Annotated in this window: 14 protein-coding genes; 4 read left to right on the top strand and 10 right to left on the bottom strand. The window is 68.2% G+C overall.

From position 1 onward, the window contains the following. Positions 1-30: 30 nt before the first annotated feature. From H4W30_RS29015 to H4W30_RS29000, 4 genes are all read right to left on the bottom strand, one after another. The gene (locus H4W30_RS29015; RefSeq protein ID WP_192745707.1) at positions 31-765 is read right to left on the bottom strand and encodes a tetratricopeptide repeat protein; all 735 of its coding nucleotides are present in this window, start codon (positions 763-765) and stop codon (positions 31-33) included. A 9-nt stretch (positions 766-774) separates the two neighbouring features. Continuing rightward, positions 775-1,659, bottom strand: coding sequence for a hypothetical protein (locus H4W30_RS29010; RefSeq protein WP_192745706.1), 885 nt, complete (start codon positions 1,657-1,659; stop codon positions 775-777). Further along, positions 1,656-1,913, bottom strand: a complete 258-nt coding sequence (locus H4W30_RS29005) for a hypothetical protein (protein WP_192745705.1) — start codon at positions 1,911-1,913, stop codon at positions 1,656-1,658. Before H4W30_RS29005 ends, H4W30_RS29010 begins: the two co-directional genes overlap by 4 nt. 755 nt (positions 1,914-2,668) lie before the next feature. Next, positions 2,669-3,298 (bottom strand): hypothetical protein, encoded by a 630-nt coding sequence (locus tag H4W30_RS29000; protein ID WP_192745704.1) that lies wholly within the window; start codon positions 3,296-3,298, stop codon positions 2,669-2,671. 168 nt (positions 3,299-3,466) lie between these two features. Here H4W30_RS29000 and H4W30_RS28995 point away from each other — a divergent pair, with 168 nt between their 5' ends. The 3 genes from H4W30_RS28995 to H4W30_RS28985 all read left to right on the top strand — a co-directional run bounded on the left by H4W30_RS28995 (position 3,467) and on the right by H4W30_RS28985 (position 7,473). Next, positions 3,467-3,802, top strand: coding sequence for a WGxxGxxG family protein (locus H4W30_RS28995; RefSeq protein ID WP_192745703.1), 336 nt, complete (start codon positions 3,467-3,469; stop codon positions 3,800-3,802). A gap of 748 nt (positions 3,803-4,550) precedes the next feature. After that, the gene (locus H4W30_RS28990) at positions 4,551-6,479 is read left to right on the top strand and encodes a S8 family serine peptidase (protein ID WP_318780682.1); all 1,929 of its coding nucleotides are present in this window, start codon (positions 4,551-4,553) and stop codon (positions 6,477-6,479) included. A 103-nt stretch (positions 6,480-6,582) separates the two neighbouring features. After that, on the top strand, positions 6,583-7,473 hold the full coding sequence (locus H4W30_RS28985; protein WP_192745702.1) for a helix-turn-helix domain-containing protein: 891 nt from the start codon (positions 6,583-6,585) through the stop codon (positions 7,471-7,473). Between the two features lie 66 nt (positions 7,474-7,539). Here the strand turns inward: H4W30_RS28985 and asnB are convergent, their stop codons facing one another. From asnB to H4W30_RS28965, 4 genes are read right to left on the bottom strand one after another with little or no spacing between them, the layout of a single operon-like run. Then, positions 7,540-8,661, bottom strand: coding sequence for an asparagine synthase (glutamine-hydrolyzing) (gene asnB / locus H4W30_RS28980; RefSeq protein ID WP_192745701.1), 1,122 nt, complete (start codon positions 8,659-8,661; stop codon positions 7,540-7,542). A gap of 3 nt (positions 8,662-8,664) precedes the next feature. Next, complete coding sequence (locus tag H4W30_RS28975) at positions 8,665-9,282, bottom strand: CGNR zinc finger domain-containing protein (protein ID WP_192745700.1); 618 nt, start codon at positions 9,280-9,282, stop codon at positions 8,665-8,667. Continuing rightward, positions 9,275-10,045, bottom strand: a complete 771-nt coding sequence (locus tag H4W30_RS28970; RefSeq protein WP_192745699.1) for a hypothetical protein — start codon at positions 10,043-10,045, stop codon at positions 9,275-9,277. Before H4W30_RS28970 ends, H4W30_RS28975 begins: the two co-directional genes overlap by 8 nt. Beyond that, positions 10,042-11,253, bottom strand: a complete 1,212-nt coding sequence (locus H4W30_RS28965) for an MFS transporter (protein WP_192745698.1) — start codon at positions 11,251-11,253, stop codon at positions 10,042-10,044. The genes H4W30_RS28970 and H4W30_RS28965 overlap by 4 nt, the downstream gene beginning before the upstream one ends. Before the next feature lie 300 nt (positions 11,254-11,553). Between H4W30_RS28965 and H4W30_RS44305 the strand changes: the two genes are divergently transcribed. After that, positions 11,554-11,688, top strand: a complete 135-nt coding sequence (locus H4W30_RS44305) for a hypothetical protein (protein WP_264082889.1) — start codon at positions 11,554-11,556, stop codon at positions 11,686-11,688. A gap of 198 nt (positions 11,689-11,886) precedes the next feature. Here H4W30_RS44305 and H4W30_RS28955 read toward each other — a convergent pair whose 3' ends face one another. Both H4W30_RS28955 and H4W30_RS28950 read right to left on the bottom strand, forming a co-directional pair. Continuing rightward, a complete protein-coding gene (locus H4W30_RS28955) occupies positions 11,887-12,414 on the bottom strand; it encodes a hypothetical protein (protein WP_192745697.1) in 528 nt (175 codons plus the stop codon). A gap of 159 nt (positions 12,415-12,573) precedes the next feature. Next, positions 12,574-14,193: a TROVE domain-containing protein gene (locus H4W30_RS28950; RefSeq protein WP_192745696.1), complete on the bottom strand. Its 1,620-nt coding sequence runs from the start codon at positions 14,191-14,193 to the stop codon at positions 12,574-12,576. Between the last annotated feature and the right edge of the window lie 248 nt (positions 14,194-14,441).

The following is a 14,441-nucleotide window of genomic DNA, read 5'->3' as shown; positions in this document are numbered from 1 at the left end:
GCCGCCGGCAGGGCTGAGGCCTCGCTCCCGTCAGTGCTTGGCGCGGTCGTCCTGGTTCGTGGCCAGCAGGGTCGCGAGGCGGTGGGCGGAGTCGAGGTGGCCGAGGTCGGCGGCGCGGGCCCACCAGGTTTCGGCGTCGTGGGGGCGGTCGTCCTCGAGTGCACGGGCGCCGAGGTTGTAGAGAGCGGTGAGGTGGTTGCGCTCGGCCGCGCGGTGCCACCAGTAGTCGGCGTTCTGCTCGTCGTCGCGCTGGTGCAGCAGATAGGCGAGCTGGGCTTGGGCGAGGACGTGGCCGTCTTTGGCGGCGGCCAGGTACCAGGTTTCGGCTTCGTCGGTCTCGCCGTCGCGTTCGAGCTGGAGAGCGAGGGAGTACCGGGCGTGTTGGTCGCCGAGTTCGGCGGCTTGGCGCCACCAGAAGCGGGCTTCGCCGGTGGAGCCTCGCTGGGTGTGCAGATGTGCTTCGGCGGTGATCGCCGTGAGGTGCCCGGCTGTTGCGGCGCGGCGGCGCCAGGTCTCGGCGTCGGTGACGCGGCCGGTGGTCTCGTAGAGCTGGGAGAGGGCGAACATGGCGTCGGTGTCGCCGTTCTCGGCTTCGCCGAGCCAGCGGGTTTCGTCGTCGGCGGGTTCGGGCGGGCGGGCGAGGTAGTCGTCCCACAGGCTCGGCGCCGGGGGGACGTTGTCATCGACCTGCTGGGATCGGGGGCCCTGGGCCGCGGCGCCGCCGGGAGGGCGGCGCCGCGGCAGGATGCGGATGCGCCTGACCATGGCCGGCTACTACACGCCGATGACCGGGGGAGCGGTCTGCGCGTCCGTGCCGAACAACTCCTCAGGATCGTCCTCGGCGAGGTAGGCCGGGATCGTGCGGTTCTGCTTCTGCTGCTCGACCATGAGCTGCCAGCGCCAGCGCAGCGACAGCAGCCAGCCCGAGACCGAGATGGCGACGACCCCGAGCATCGTCATGATCAGCTCGCTGGGGATCCGTAGCAGCCACAGCGTCGTGACGGAGCCGGTCAGCAACAGCACCACCAGCGTGAACACCATCAGCGCCCGCATGGTCACCACCATGGGCACTTTCGCGCCCGCCGGGAACGGCGTCACGAACTGTGGCTGCGGTGATGGCGCCGCCTCCGCAGTCGGCGCCGCCATCACCGGCGTGGCGCCCGCCCCGAAGCGCTGTGGTGCGGACGGGGGCGGCCATGCCTGCGTGGGCGGGGACTGTGGCTCCGGCTTCGGGGGCGGAGGCGGGGGAATCGGCGCCAGGCGCGGGGGCGGCGACTCGAACACGCTCTCCCGAGGCGGGCCGTTGAGGACGCGGTTGGCGCCGCGACGCCACCGGCTCGCCTCCTCGGCGGTGACGTTGCACGCCTCGAGGAACAGGGTCAGGTCCTCGGGGCTGGGCAGATGGTCCGCGTGCACGATCTGGTGCGCGCGCGACTTCGACAGCTTCTTGTCGGTCAGGCGCTGCATGGTCATGAAGGAGATCTCGACCCACTTGCGCAGCTCGTCCAGCAGCCCGCAGAACTCCTTGGCCGTGACCGCCTCCTCCGCCCTAAACGACGCCGGCGACGGTCCGCGCTGCGCACGGAGCGGCTTGTTCTGCACCAGCCGCAACGACGTTTTCGGCGGTTCCTCGGGCAGGAACGGCTGCGGGACGCTCATCGCGCACCGCCCAGCTCGCCGAATACCGGCAGCCGCCGTGCGAGCGCGGCCAGCGTGACCGGCCCGCTCCACAAGGCGACCACCGTGGTGGCCGCGGCCGTCGCGACTGCGATCTGCGGGTCGAATCCGTGCAGCAGCAGCACCAGCACGAACACCAGCAGCACCGGCAGCTGCGCGACCGCGCGGATCTGCTCGCCCGCGGTCTGCGAGCAGGCGACCCCTCTGGGCTTCCCCGGCGTGATCCTCGCGTGCATCACAACTCCTCTTGCCCGCGCGCACGGACGCGCGAGCATCTCCTGGTTGGGTCCGGACAACACCGGTCACGCCATCGAGGAACCGGACACTCGCACAGCGTTTGGCGCCGCCGAGCGAGAGGTGACGAGTCCGGGACCGACAGTGACGTGACCGTCCTGTTCATCATGGCCCGATCCCCCGGGACGTGCACCGGCCTGCCGTCGACGACCACGTCCAGGACGGTGCAGGACGCGCACCGCCTGGAAAAAATACTGTGACCTACGTCACTATTCGCTGAGTGAGTGGGGTCCCTGAACTGCGGAAATCGCGCACTGGGCTGACGGGAGATAGTCCTGGGCGTCCAGGACGGGGCTGGGAGTGTCCTGGACGCCCGGCCCGCCTGGCGACTGGACGGCCGGGGGCTTTACCTTGGAGCCGGAGACACGCTTCGTGTGGTGCTCCCATCCACAACGCCTTTCCGGTTGGGTCCGGACACGCGCTCGGATGATCAGGCGGGTACCTCGTTGGCGCGCGGTACCCGCCTAAATCGTTTCGTCTTCCCGCCGGTGCCTTCGCCGCCGATCCAGCCGGGGAAGGTGCCCGGATGAGCTGTTCCGGTCTGCACAGACGACCGCTTGCACGAGGCCGCGACTTATCTCGCCGCCGCTGAAGCCGTTCGCCGGACGTCCTACCTCGTCGCGGTCGTCGCCGAGGAACGCTTCGTGAAGGGTCGGCTGGGTTCTGGGGGCCGGCCCGCGCCGCCTGCGCGAGGTGTTCAGTTCCGGTGGAGGATCCCCTTGGCCTTCTTGGCCTGGCGGACGACCACTTCGAGCACCCGGCGGGGACGGGACCGATTCGGGGTCTTCGCGGCCGCCTCCGCGAGCTTTGCCGGTTCCGGCTTCGAAATCTCGGGCGGTTCCGCCTGCGTCTCCTCCGCGGCATCCTCACGATCGGATCGATCCGGGGTGAGTTCCCCGGCGATGGTCCCTTCCTCCGCAGGTCGCTGCCCTGGCAAAGCCACGGTCGGCGGCGTCTCCGGCTCGGGCGGGCCAGCCTGGACCGGAACGGTGCCGGGATCGGTGACTGGCTCCGCGACGGCCTGCGTTCCGCCTTGGTTCGGCTGGGACGCCGTCGTTCGTGGCTGCCGGTGGGCGCGAACCCTGGCGGGCCGGGAAGCGCGCCTCCGGCCCGCGCCACCGATCATCTCCGGCGTGATCGCCGGGGTCATGAGCGGAGTGTGCGCGGTGTCGGCGTTCGGCACCGCCGGTTCGCGGGCGGCAGGATACCGGGCGAAGGCGTCCGCGGCCGGAGCTTCGGATTGGACGTCCGCTCGGTGCCGGATCCTGACGAGTCCATAAGTCCCCAGAAGGCCGAGTAGGCCGGTCAAACCCCACCATGCCGTCATCGCCGTCCTCGCTTCCCTAGTGGCCGGTTCCCAACGGGTGACCTGTGTGCGGTCTTCTAATCCGGAAGACAACCTTGTGGGTGACGTTCGAAATGCCCTGAGTGTGGACGCCCTCGGCGCGGGTACGCAGAAGTCGATGATCGTTTGCCATCGAAGGAAGGATGATCAATGCGCCATAGGGGAGCGAAACTCATCTCCGCGTTCGTGGTGTCCGGCGCCATCGCCCTGACCGGAACGATTCCGGCGTCGGCGGCGCCCGAACCCGCGGCCGCGACGCAGGCGTGGCACCAGGCCGAGAACGACCCGAACGACAGGACTGATTCCGACGGTGACAACGGCCTGTGGGGTCTTCTGGGTCTTCTCGGTCTGCTCGGGTTGGCAGGCCTGGTCCGTCGCGGGCCGAAGGCCGGCGCGATGGCGGGCTATCCGGCCGCGGGTGCCGGGACGCCGCCAGCGAACACCTATCCGCCCGCCGAACCGCGACGGAACCCGCCGGGCGTCTGAGCCCCTCGCGCCACCGGCGATCCGTTCCCCGGTCCCCGGGCGGTCCGAGCCGCCACCGTCCACCCGACGGTGGCGGCCCCACACGGGTGACGCCGGCTTCCTTGTCGCAGTAGGCGAAGTATGCGGTGGTGAGTCGGCGAGAAGTGCGAAAAGCGCATGACAGGCGGTACTGGTAAGAGGAAAACGCAGGCGGTAGGGCGGGAAGACGTCGAATCGCTCGCGGCGACTGGGGGTAGTGCCGCGCGGGCTGGTTAACGCGAGACCCGCTTCCGTTGGTCGCATGCCGACGCCAGAACGGAAAAACAAGACACGCAGAATCGTGACCTTTGCGTCGCCGATGAATTATCCCAGCGAATCGGCTGGCTGCCGGAGATATTTTCTTCGCGGGTCGGAATAAACGATTTCGCCGCTGTCTGCTGTGTTTGAAATAGTGGATCGAATCGGCGACCCGCCTCTTCCTTGCCGGGAAAGAAAATCATTTCCGTTTCGGCCGGAGCCTGGCCATGTCTGCCCCGGGCGACGGCGTCACCTCAGGCAGGAGACCGATGGCACCGTTGTGTCAAAACCGGGAGTTGGCAACTTGGTAACCGGCATGGACGGTCTTCGACCCCTCGTGGTGCCCGCTACGACGAAAGTATTCAATTCTTAACGTTTGAACCTTCCGTTCACCCAGCCGCTCGCTCAGGATCTGCTCTCACCGCGAGAAAACTCGCAGCTTTTCTTCCCCGTATCCAAGGAGAGCGCATTCGTGAGCACGAAACATCTCAGACGCCTGCTGACGGCCACCGCGGTGGCGTCGCTGATGGCCACGGGCGTCGCGACCGTCGCCGAAGCGCAGCCGGTGGACCGGCCCGATGACCAGCCCGGCCGCGCGTTCACCGAGAACGTGGTCGAAGGTGAGCAGTACGACCAGTTCATCGCCACCTTCAAGCCACGCGCCGAGGCCGGACGCTCGCGCTCCGCACGTGCCGAGGCGCTCCGGGAGACGGGAGCCCGGCACGGTGTGTCCGTCCAAGAGGTCCGCGGACTGGCAGTCGGCGGCGTCGTCGTGCGGACCGACAAGAAGCTCTCCGGTGAGCGGGCTCGCGGCTTCCTGCGGTCGCTGGCCGCACGGTCCGACGTGGCTTACGTCGAGCCGGACGTCCGTTTCCACCCGACGGCCACTCCGAACGACCCCTCGTACGCCGACCAGTGGCACTACTTCGAGGCGACCGCGGGTATGAAGCTGCCCAAGGCATGGGACACCGCCGACGGCGCCGGGGTGACGGTCGCGGTGGTCGACACCGGCCGCACCGCGCATTCCGACCTGGACGGCAACACCGTCGCCGGATACGACTTCATCAGCGACTCGTGGGTCTCCCGCGACGGCGGCGGGCGCGACTCCAACCCTCAGGACGAGGGCGACTGGATGAAGACCGGCGAGTGCGGCACGGACCAGAACGGCAACCCGGTGCCGTCGTCGGACCGCAATTCCAGCTGGCACGGCACGCACGTCGCGGGGACGATCGGCGCGGTCACCGGCAACAGCAAGGGTGTCGCGGGCGTGGCGCCGAAGGCGAAGCTCGTCCACGCACGCGTGCTCGGCCGCTGCGGCGGCACGCTGTCGGACATCTCGGACGCGGTCGTATGGGCCTCGGGCGGGTCCGTCAGCGGTGTGCCCGCCAACGCCAACCCGGCCAAGGTCATCAACATGAGCCTCGGCGGCGGCGGCGCCTGCAGCAGCACTTACCAGAACGCGATCAACAACGCGGTCGGCCGCGGCGCCACGGTCGTCGTGGCCGCGGGCAACGAGAACCAGAACGCGAGCAACTCCCAGCCCGCCAACTGCGGCAACGTGGTCACGGTCGCCGCGCTGGACCGGCAGGGTAATCGGGCGCACTACTCCAACTACGGCACCATCGTCGACGTCGCCGCCCCGGGCGGAGAGACCACCACGAGGACCGACGGTGTTCTGTCCACCCTCAACACCGGCACCACCACGCCCGGCAGCGAGACCTACCAGTACTACCAGGGCACCAGCATGGCGACCCCGCACGTGGCGGGCCTCGTCGCGCTGATGCTGGGCGAGAAGTCGATGTCCCCGAGCGACGTGGAGACCAGCCTGAAGCAGAACGCCCGGGCGATCCCCGGCAGCTGCACCGGCGGGTGCGGCGCCGGCCTGGTGGACGCGGAGAAGACCATCGCCTCCCTCGGCGGCACGACCCCGGCCCCGACCGGCCAGCTGTTCGCCAACCCCGGCTTCGAGTCCGGCAACACCGGCTGGGCCGCGAGCGCGGGTGTCATCAACTCCGACACCTCCGCGGCGGCGCGCAGCGGCTCGTGGAAGGCGTGGTTGAACGGCTACGGCCAGGCCCACACCGACACCCTGTCGCAGGCGGTCGCCATCCCGTCGACCGCGACGGCCGCCACGCTGTCGTTCCACCTGCGGGTCGACTCGGCGGAGACCGAGTCCGTCGCCTACGACACGCTGAAGGTTCAGGTCCTCAACTCGTCCGGCACCGTGCTGGCGACGCTGGCGACCTACTCCAACCTCAACGAGACCACCTCGTACGTGCAGCGTTCGTTCGACCTGAAGAGCTACCTCGGCCAGAACATCACGATCAAGTTCACCGGGGCGGAGGACGCCTCTCTCGCCACCTCGTTCCTGATCGACGACACGGCGCTCAGCACCAGCTGACGCGAGCACCCTTGGCAGCGCCCCGCCAGGCAGGCGGGGCGCTGCCTACTCGCGCGTAAAGTTGATCCTTCCCTCCCGCATTTCCAGGAGTTACGGTCCCCGCGTGAGAAACGGACACCCTGCTTTCCCGGGCGCGCTCCGGGCGGCGATCGACAAGCGAGGTATCAGCCTGGAACGTCTGGGCGCGCGGCTACGCGCCATGGGCACGCCGGTCAGCACGGCCACCCTGAGCTACTGGCAGACCGGGCGCACCCAGCCGCGCCCCGCCTCGCTGGCCGCGTTGAGGAACGTCGAACAGATCGTCGGCCTGCCGCGAGGCGCGCTGGCCGCCCTGCTCGACCCACCCAAGCCGCGCGGCAGGGCCGCCCGAACCCGGCAGATCGTCCTGGGCACCGAATTCTTCCCGAACGTCGCGCCCGTGGAGCGGTTGCTCGACGACCTCGACATCAGCCAGGACGCGCGGCTGACCCGGCTCAGCGGACACGACCGCATCGACATCGGCGCCGACCGCGGCGTGAAATCGCGGATGAGCCGGCAAGTGCTGCGGGCCGAGGACGACGGCCTGGACCGGCTCGTGGTGGTCCACGAACTCGATCTGCCGTGTGCGGTACCACCGCAGGTGCGGGCGATCCGCAACTGCGGCCTCGGCCGGGTCCGCGTCGACGTCGAGGCGGGACTCGTCGCCGCCGAACTCCTGTTCTCCCGCCCCCTGGCGCGGAACGAGACCATCCTGATCGAGCACGGGCTGGACGTCTCGTCCCCGGCTCACTCGACGTACTACGAGCGACGCTGCCGGACACCCGTCCGCGAGTACCTTGTCGAAGTCCGCTTCGACCCCCTGGCCCTGCCCTCCCGCGTCACCCGCTACTGCACGCTCGACGAGGTCGAGAAGTGCTGGCCCGCACCCCTCGACGACGACCATTCGGCGCACAGCGTCGTCGTCGACTTCGGCCCGGGCCGGTGTGGCCTGCGCTGGGACTGGCCCGCCTCCTGACCGCCGTGACCCCCCGCGCGTTTCGAGGTGGTGGCCAGTGCCTCGGTCGGGGACCGGCCGACGGCATCACTCGTTCGGCCGGGCCCGCAGTGTGTGCAGTGTGTGCAGTGTGGACACGGTGCGGCGAAGTTCCGCGTCGAGCGCGTTGTCGTCCTGGAAGTCCCGTAGGTAGCGGTATCCGGCGAACAGTTCGTCCGCACCTTCACCGGTGAGCACCGCTTTCGTGTGACGAGCCGCCAGCTCGGCGAGGAAGTGGTTGGCGACAGAACTGTGGAGTAGCGCGGGGTCGTAGTGCTCCACAGCGCGGACTACGTCGGGTACCCGGGCGATCGCGTCCTCGGCGGTGTACGTCCGCTCGAAGTGCTGGGTGTCCAGGTAGGCAGCGACCCGTCGGGCGGCGGCGAGGTCTGCCGAGGCGACGGTACCGACGGAGAAGGTGCGCAGCCGGTGCCCACGCTCGCGGCACCAACGAGAGGCGATGGCGGCGACGATGCTGGAGTCCAGGCCACCGGACAACAGCACCCCGGGTGGTTCATCGCCCATCATCTGAAGATGCACACTGGCGATCAGGTCGTCGCGCACAGCCTTTTCGTGATCTGTGCGGGTCGCCGGCGCCTGGTTCTGCGGAGGAACAGCGCTCGCGAAGCGTTGGAGACCATCGCGCGGGGTCCAGAAACAGCCCGGCGGAAACGGGCGCACGCGATCGCGGTGCTCGCGGTCGAACGCCTTCATCTCGGAGGCGAACAACACCGAACCGGGCGTACGTGACCAGTACAGAGGTTTCACACCGACCGGATCGCGGGCCGCGAGAAAGGGAAGTCCTGGGCCGGCGGCGATCAACGCGAACATGCCTCGCAGCGCCGCGAGTGCATGGCCCCCGCCGTCGACGATGACGCGCAGGGCGACCTCGTTGTCCGACCCGGTCGACCAGTGATCATCCGCGAACAGCGTGCGCAGGGACGCGTGGTTGTAGATTTCACCGTTGCCGACCAGCTGGTTGCCCAGCTGGTCCGCGAGCGGCTGGTGCCCACCCTCGGTATCCACAATGGACAAGCGGCGATGGCCGAGCCAGGTGTCCGGGAGTTCGACGTTTCCTTGGTCATCCGGACCGCGGTGGGCGATGCGCTCGAGCATCCGCATGCCGAGTCGCGGATCTGGTTCACCGTGGATGGCGACGATGCCGCACACGAGTCATCCCTTCCTGGCAGCGGAACCACGTCGGCTGGTTTTCTCCCACGTGCCGCAGGCGCTCATGCTGCACCACCGGCGGGACCCGTTCTTGCTGGTGTCGTAGAAAAGCCAGCCGCAACTGCCGTCGTGGCCGGGGCACTCCTTGATCCGGTTGAAGTCGGCGTTGATCGCCGCCTCCGCGGCGGAGCGGGCGACCGGCCAGAGAACGCAGTCGAGCTCACCGCGAGGTGACCAACTCCAGTTCAAGCCCGTCGGGGTCGAGACCAGGTCGGCGCGTCGCATTGCCTCGGAGTAGGCCCGCTGGAGATCGGTGAGCGCCGGGCGTGGAGGTTCATCGCCTTGGGCGACGGCGGCGAACACCGCGTAGATGGCCTCGCGTAGTTGTTTGGCCCGCGAAAGCGTGTCCCGGGCGGCTTCGGGATCACGATGGACGCGTTTGCGTAGCAGACCCGCGCGGTTCGCCCCGATGGTTCCGGCGTCCGCGGACCACTCGACGAGGCTCGCGAAGTCCGTGAGGTAATCGTGGGCGTCCTTGTCGGCACGCGATCGTCGTGGGCCGACGGTGTTGGCGAAATCGAGGCACACCAGGCCGCCGATGTGCTCCAGTGGTTCAGACATCACGATCCTTCCCGGCGAGCGTGGCGGTGTTTCGCAGTGATGGCAATTGGCGGCACCGCACGTCGCTGACGTAGTGGTCGAGCCAGGCGAAGTCCGGGCTTTCGGCAGCCAGGTGACTCAGCCGTTGATCATCGATGTGCGGCTGGGCCGCCGAGCGCAGATTCAGGTTCAGCGTCACCCGCGTGCCCGACGTCATCGGAGAGGTTCTGTGCAGGACACCCATCAGCTGCCCGAAGATGCTGTGCCCTACCCGGTGAGTGAGCTTGAGGGTCCGGTCATCGGGCAGCTCTCCTTCAGCGGCCAGTCGCGCACGACCTTCGTCGAGTTCGCCACGATAGATCGCGAGTTCGCCGCCGGCGACGTCGTCGGCGGACAGCGCGACGAGTTCGGTGACCGGCACACTGTCCCCGTGCCAGTCGACGGTGCCGTCCTCCGGTCCCATAAAGGTGATCATGGAGCCGAGGAAGTCCACGGGATAGGGCTCCAGGGGAACGCCGGCGAGTCCGCTCAGTCGATCCAGTCTCGCCCTGTCGTGCATCAGTTGGGCGACTTCGGGGATGTGGTGGTGTGCGTTGCGGAGGTAGCGCAGGTTGAGGTTGGTCTTCGCCGCACTCTCCCTCAGCTCATGGGCCTTCATGAGGATGGTGTCGAGCAGCTGTTCGGGGTAACCGTGGTCGAATTGCCGGACTCCGAGTTCGGAGACCTTCCAGAAGCTGGGGCGGCCGAGGATGTCGCTGCGGGTCAGTGTGATGGCTGTGGTCACTGTGTCTCCTCCGATCGGGTACGGGAGTGTCGTGGCAGGGCGGCCAGTGTGGCGAGAGCGAGCAGGGTGGCGATGGCAAAGGCGCTGGGAAGACCGGCGTTGTCGACGACGAGCCCGAGCACGGCCGGGCCCGCTATGGCGCCGAGGGTGATGAAGACGACCACCACGCTGAAGCCGCGAGTGGGATGGTCGGGGAAGACCATCGAACTCCACACCGACAAAAGTGTGCCGCCGACCATGAAGCCACAGCCGTAGAGCACGGCGGAGGTCAAGGCGAATCCCCAACCCGCGGGCGCCAGCCACAGAACGGCTGTCGAGAGGGACAGGGTGATCTGTGCGGTCACGAAGATCGCACGAAGGCCGTGATGTCGCACGAAACGGCCGGTGAACACACCGACCGTTCCCGCGACCCCGATGACCGTCCACAGTACCGGGGCAACGCGTTCGTCTCCGCCGTTGGCCGTCGCGACCGCGACTCCGGCGAACGACCAGTAAGCCGCGCCGATGAGCCCGGATGACGTGGCCGCCACGAACAGGGGCCACGCATCCCGCCTGCCGGTCAGTTCGCGCCACTGGACCGTCTCCTGTGGTCGTACGCGGTTCACCGGGGCGGACGGCAGTGCGCGGATGTTCCACACCGTCACGAGGAACGCGACTACCGCTGCACCGAGCCAGACCAACCTCCATCGAGAGTCCGTGGCGAAGAAGGCGGCCGGGCCGGCGAGCACGACCCCGAAGGTCGTGCCGGTGCTGATCATCGACAGTGCGTGCGCTCGCCCGCTGGGTTTCACGGTGTCTTGGACGACGTCGGAATACGGCGTCCAGACCCATCCCGGAGCCATGCCGGAGACCGCGACTCCCACGGCCAGGACCCACGTGCTGGGAGCCACGGCGATGAGCAGCATGCCGGCACCGGCGCAACCCAACCCGATCGCGATCGGCAGACGCGGCGACTTCCGGCCCGCCCACCAGCCCACGACGCCGAGAGCGAGCAACTCACCCAGGTAGCCGATGCTGGTCACGGCTCCGAGCGCGCCGGTGGACCCGCCGAATTCGGCTTGAAAACGCGGAAGGAAAAGGCCGTACCCATAGCGGCCGAAGCCGTAGGTGACCGCGAGTGTCGCCAGTCCGGACAGACCGAGAAGCCACGGGCCAGCCAGGCCGCGATCCGCGTCTCGTGCCGGGGTGACTGCTGCTCCGGTGCGCATGCTGTCCATTTACCCCGCGAACGATCACGCAAGCACCGTCTATCAAGATTTCACCGGAATAGAGTAGCAGCCGCTGATTCGCGACCGCAAAGTAGGGTTACATAAGCGGATTGCCCCCTCTGATCTGGGCTGTTTCCTCGGCGGTGGAGGCGGTGCACCATTAATCGGCGCTACGGTGGTAGCTAGTTGAGGCATCACTGGATCGGCGTAGTCCCGCGCGGGGTCGGATGTCGCGCGTTACCCCTCGGTGTCGGAGTTAAACGCGGAGCGCGGCGAGCGACGGATGACACGCTTGGACGCTTGCGTCACCCGAACGTCCCCGACTTCATCGCCATCCGCTTCTTTCGCACGGCCGAAGGCTGGATCGGGGATTTCACCGGCGACCGCATCGCCACCCGCATGACCACGCTCGACGAACTGCCGGACACGCCGTGATCCTGCTGGACATAGAGGGAACGACAAGCTGCGCCCAGCACGTTCGAGAGAATCTCTTTCCCTATGCGCGGCAACGCATCGTGCAATGGGCGAGACTGATATTGACGACATCGCTGTGGGAGAAGACAGAAATCGCAGGCGCTCGAGATCGACATGCCACGAGCAGTGAGACCCTGCAACGCCGTCGTTGTTGTGGGATCAACCTGCCCAGGGAGACGTTCCCTGTCTGACTACGGTGAGGGCACTGGGTTCGGTGGCGGGCCAGATGTCGATCTGGTAGCTGAAGTGGTCTCCAGGTGCGTCTGGGTCGGAGTCGGCGGGTGGAACTGAAGGTATGTAGCAGACTCGCGCGCGGTATCGGCCAGGAGTCACGGTCACCGCGTGCTCGGGCTGCGGCGGCTGGGTGCAGCCCACGATCGATACGTTCCCGGTCGGAACGTCGAGGTCGGCTTCCACGACATGCTCAGCGTTGATGGTCAGTTGCGGCGGGCTGGTGTGGACTGCGAGGACCGTTTCGACAAGGTCCTCACGTGCTGTCCCCACTGAGATCGAATGTGGTTCCAACCCGATCCGGTGCAGCTGGACGGCGTCCTCGGTCCAGCCGCCCGCGGGCCGATCGGGATCCATGGCCGCGCCGTCGCGCATCGCGCGGTTGTGAGCGTCGACGTCCTGAAGGTAGAACTGCCCGTATTCGGCGAACAGAACGCCGTGCCGTGCTGGGATCATCGTCGCAGCATAGTGCTGCGGCAATGACCGCCAGTGCTGCTCGGTGAACCGTCGCGCACGGAGGGCTGCCTGTGGAAGTGACACGGCACCTGAATCGCCTGAGAGCACAAGGCGGCCACCGAGCAGAACCGTCCGATGAGGACGGTCCCGCCCAGGCGGTCAGAACGGCCAGTCGGCGCTCCGGCCCGCTTCGAGGAGCGGGATCATCCGGAAGGCCTGGTCGGTCAGGCCGCCGAAGGTGTGCCGGTTCCCGTGGCCGGACGTCGAATGGCCGTGCTGGTAGCCCGCGAGGTTCCACGTGTACAGCGCCGTGCCCCTCGGCACCGCCTCGTCGACGTTGCCCGCCGAGTGCTGCTCGTCGGTCAGGATCACGAGCCGGTCGTGCTCCGGACGCAGGTGGCGCTGGACCGCGCCGACGGTGTCGGTGCCGGCGCCGATGAAGTAGCCGCCGTTCTTCCACCGGTCGAGCGCACGCAGCAGCGACTCACCGCCGCGGACTTCGAAGGCCTTCGACCCGGTGCCGCCGTAGTAGCCGTTCGAGAACGACACGACGTCCGCCGTTTCGCAGCGGAGCCCGAGCGCGATCCCGAAGATCGCGGCCGCGTCCCAGCGCATCAGCGTGCCGTCCTTGCTGAAACCGGCGTTCATCGACCCCGAGGTGTCGACGAGGATCAACGTCCGCCCGGGGAGGCGGGGCACGTTCGACAGCGACTCGGAGATCGCCTTTTCCAGCGCGTACGACCAGCGAAGCGACGGCGCCGCCCGATACGCGGAGAGGAACCTCATCGGGAACTGCCGTGACTTCGCCACCTGCTCCGGATCGGCCAGGCGCGCCGCGACCCGCTCGGCGACCTCGTCGGACACGCCTGCCTGGTCGAAGTTCCGGAGGTTTCGCAGGAGCGCCATGTAGCCCATGGACGGGATCACGGCTTCCCACGCCCGCGCGTCCATGGGGCCCTGGAGCCAGCCGGCCAGTGACTCCCACGTCATGCCCGCTTGCCGGAGAACCGACCGCGCGGTGCCGAGTTCGGGGCCGCGGAACAGGTCGCGTCGCTTCTCCCCGTCCCACGCCATGAGCTCCGCGCGGGCGCCGAGGACCGGCAATTCGGCGGGGATCTCCCGGCCGGGGTTGAACCGGACGTCGACGATGTGCTTGAACAGGGCGTCCTGCGCCGCGTCCTTCGGGTCCGGGTGGGCCAGGCCGAGGACGTCGGCGAACCGGAAGGCGCGAGCGTCGGAATCCCACTTGAGGAACGACGTTTCGTGGAAGAGCCGGACGGCCGCGTCGGCGACGCCACGCTTGACCGGCTTCGGGATCTTCCTGCCGTACAAGGAGGTCCAGTACGCGAGCAGCTCGCCGGGCTCGTCGGCGCGCTGGAGCACGGAGCCGACGACGGCGCGGTTCGCGGTGGTGGCGGCGTACGACCGGTCGTCCGTGTCGGCGGTGAGCCGGGCGCGGACGTATTCGGCGGCGCCGACGATCGCGGCGGTGCGCATGTTCGCTTCCGTGCGGAGCCAGCGCAGGAACCGCGCCGTCCACTCGGGATCGGCGAGTGCGGCCTTCCGGACGAGGGCGGCGTAACGCGTGTCGCGTTCGTCGCCCGTCTCGTAGAAGGTGTTCTCGCCGACCATGTTGGTGACGGCGAGCAGGAACAGTTCGGACTTGGTGTCCCGCCGGTAGCCGTCCCCGCCTTCGTGGGTGACGCCGCCGGGGCTCCGCTCACCGGCGATCGGTGAGCTCGCCGCCGGGCGGGTGCCCGCGGTGTTGAACTTCGACACCTCGACCCTCGTTTCGTTCGAGGGGAGCTTCGACTCCGGATGTGGCCCGAGAAAAAGTCGGCGACGGTGCTTGTCCAATGCTCTACCGATTGAGCTACCGGCAGGATGCCTGCCGGACGGGGCTCGAACCCGCAACCCTTGGAATACGGTGAAGTAGCCGTCGCCTGCGCACCGGGCACATCTGAAGTTGTGGGCTCCCGAGAAATGATCGGTGACGGTGACGAAAGTGACCTTGGCCGCTGGTCGAC

The sequence above is a fragment of the Amycolatopsis roodepoortensis genome (assembly GCF_014873915.1).
Lineage (GTDB): Bacteria > Actinomycetota > Actinomycetes > Mycobacteriales > Pseudonocardiaceae > Amycolatopsis > Amycolatopsis roodepoortensis.
The sequence above is the reverse complement of the archived record's forward strand: the minus strand, read 5'-3'. Positions and strand labels throughout refer to the sequence as shown.

Coding starts and splice junctions, on each gene's coding strand:
- H4W30_RS29015 (WP_192745707.1), bottom strand. CDS start 765: ATGGTCAGGCGCATCCGCATCCTGCCGCGGCGCCGCCCTCCCGGCGGC.
- H4W30_RS29000 (WP_192745704.1), bottom strand. CDS start 3,298: ATGACGGCATGGTGGGGTTTGACCGGCCTACTCGGCCTTCTGGGGACT.
- H4W30_RS29010 (WP_192745706.1), bottom strand. CDS start 1,659: ATGAGCGTCCCGCAGCCGTTCCTGCCCGAGGAACCGCCGAAAACGTCG.
- H4W30_RS28975 (WP_192745700.1), bottom strand. CDS start 9,282: ATGTCTGAACCACTGGAGCACATCGGCGGCCTGGTGTGCCTCGATTTC.
- H4W30_RS28965 (WP_192745698.1), bottom strand. CDS start 11,253: ATGCGCACCGGAGCAGCAGTCACCCCGGCACGAGACGCGGATCGCGGC.
- H4W30_RS28955 (WP_192745697.1), bottom strand. CDS start 12,414: ATGATCCCAGCACGGCACGGCGTTCTGTTCGCCGAATACGGGCAGTTC.
- H4W30_RS29005 (WP_192745705.1), bottom strand. CDS start 1,913: ATGCACGCGAGGATCACGCCGGGGAAGCCCAGAGGGGTCGCCTGCTCG.
- H4W30_RS28995 (WP_192745703.1), top strand. CDS start 3,467: ATGCGCCATAGGGGAGCGAAACTCATCTCCGCGTTCGTGGTGTCCGGC.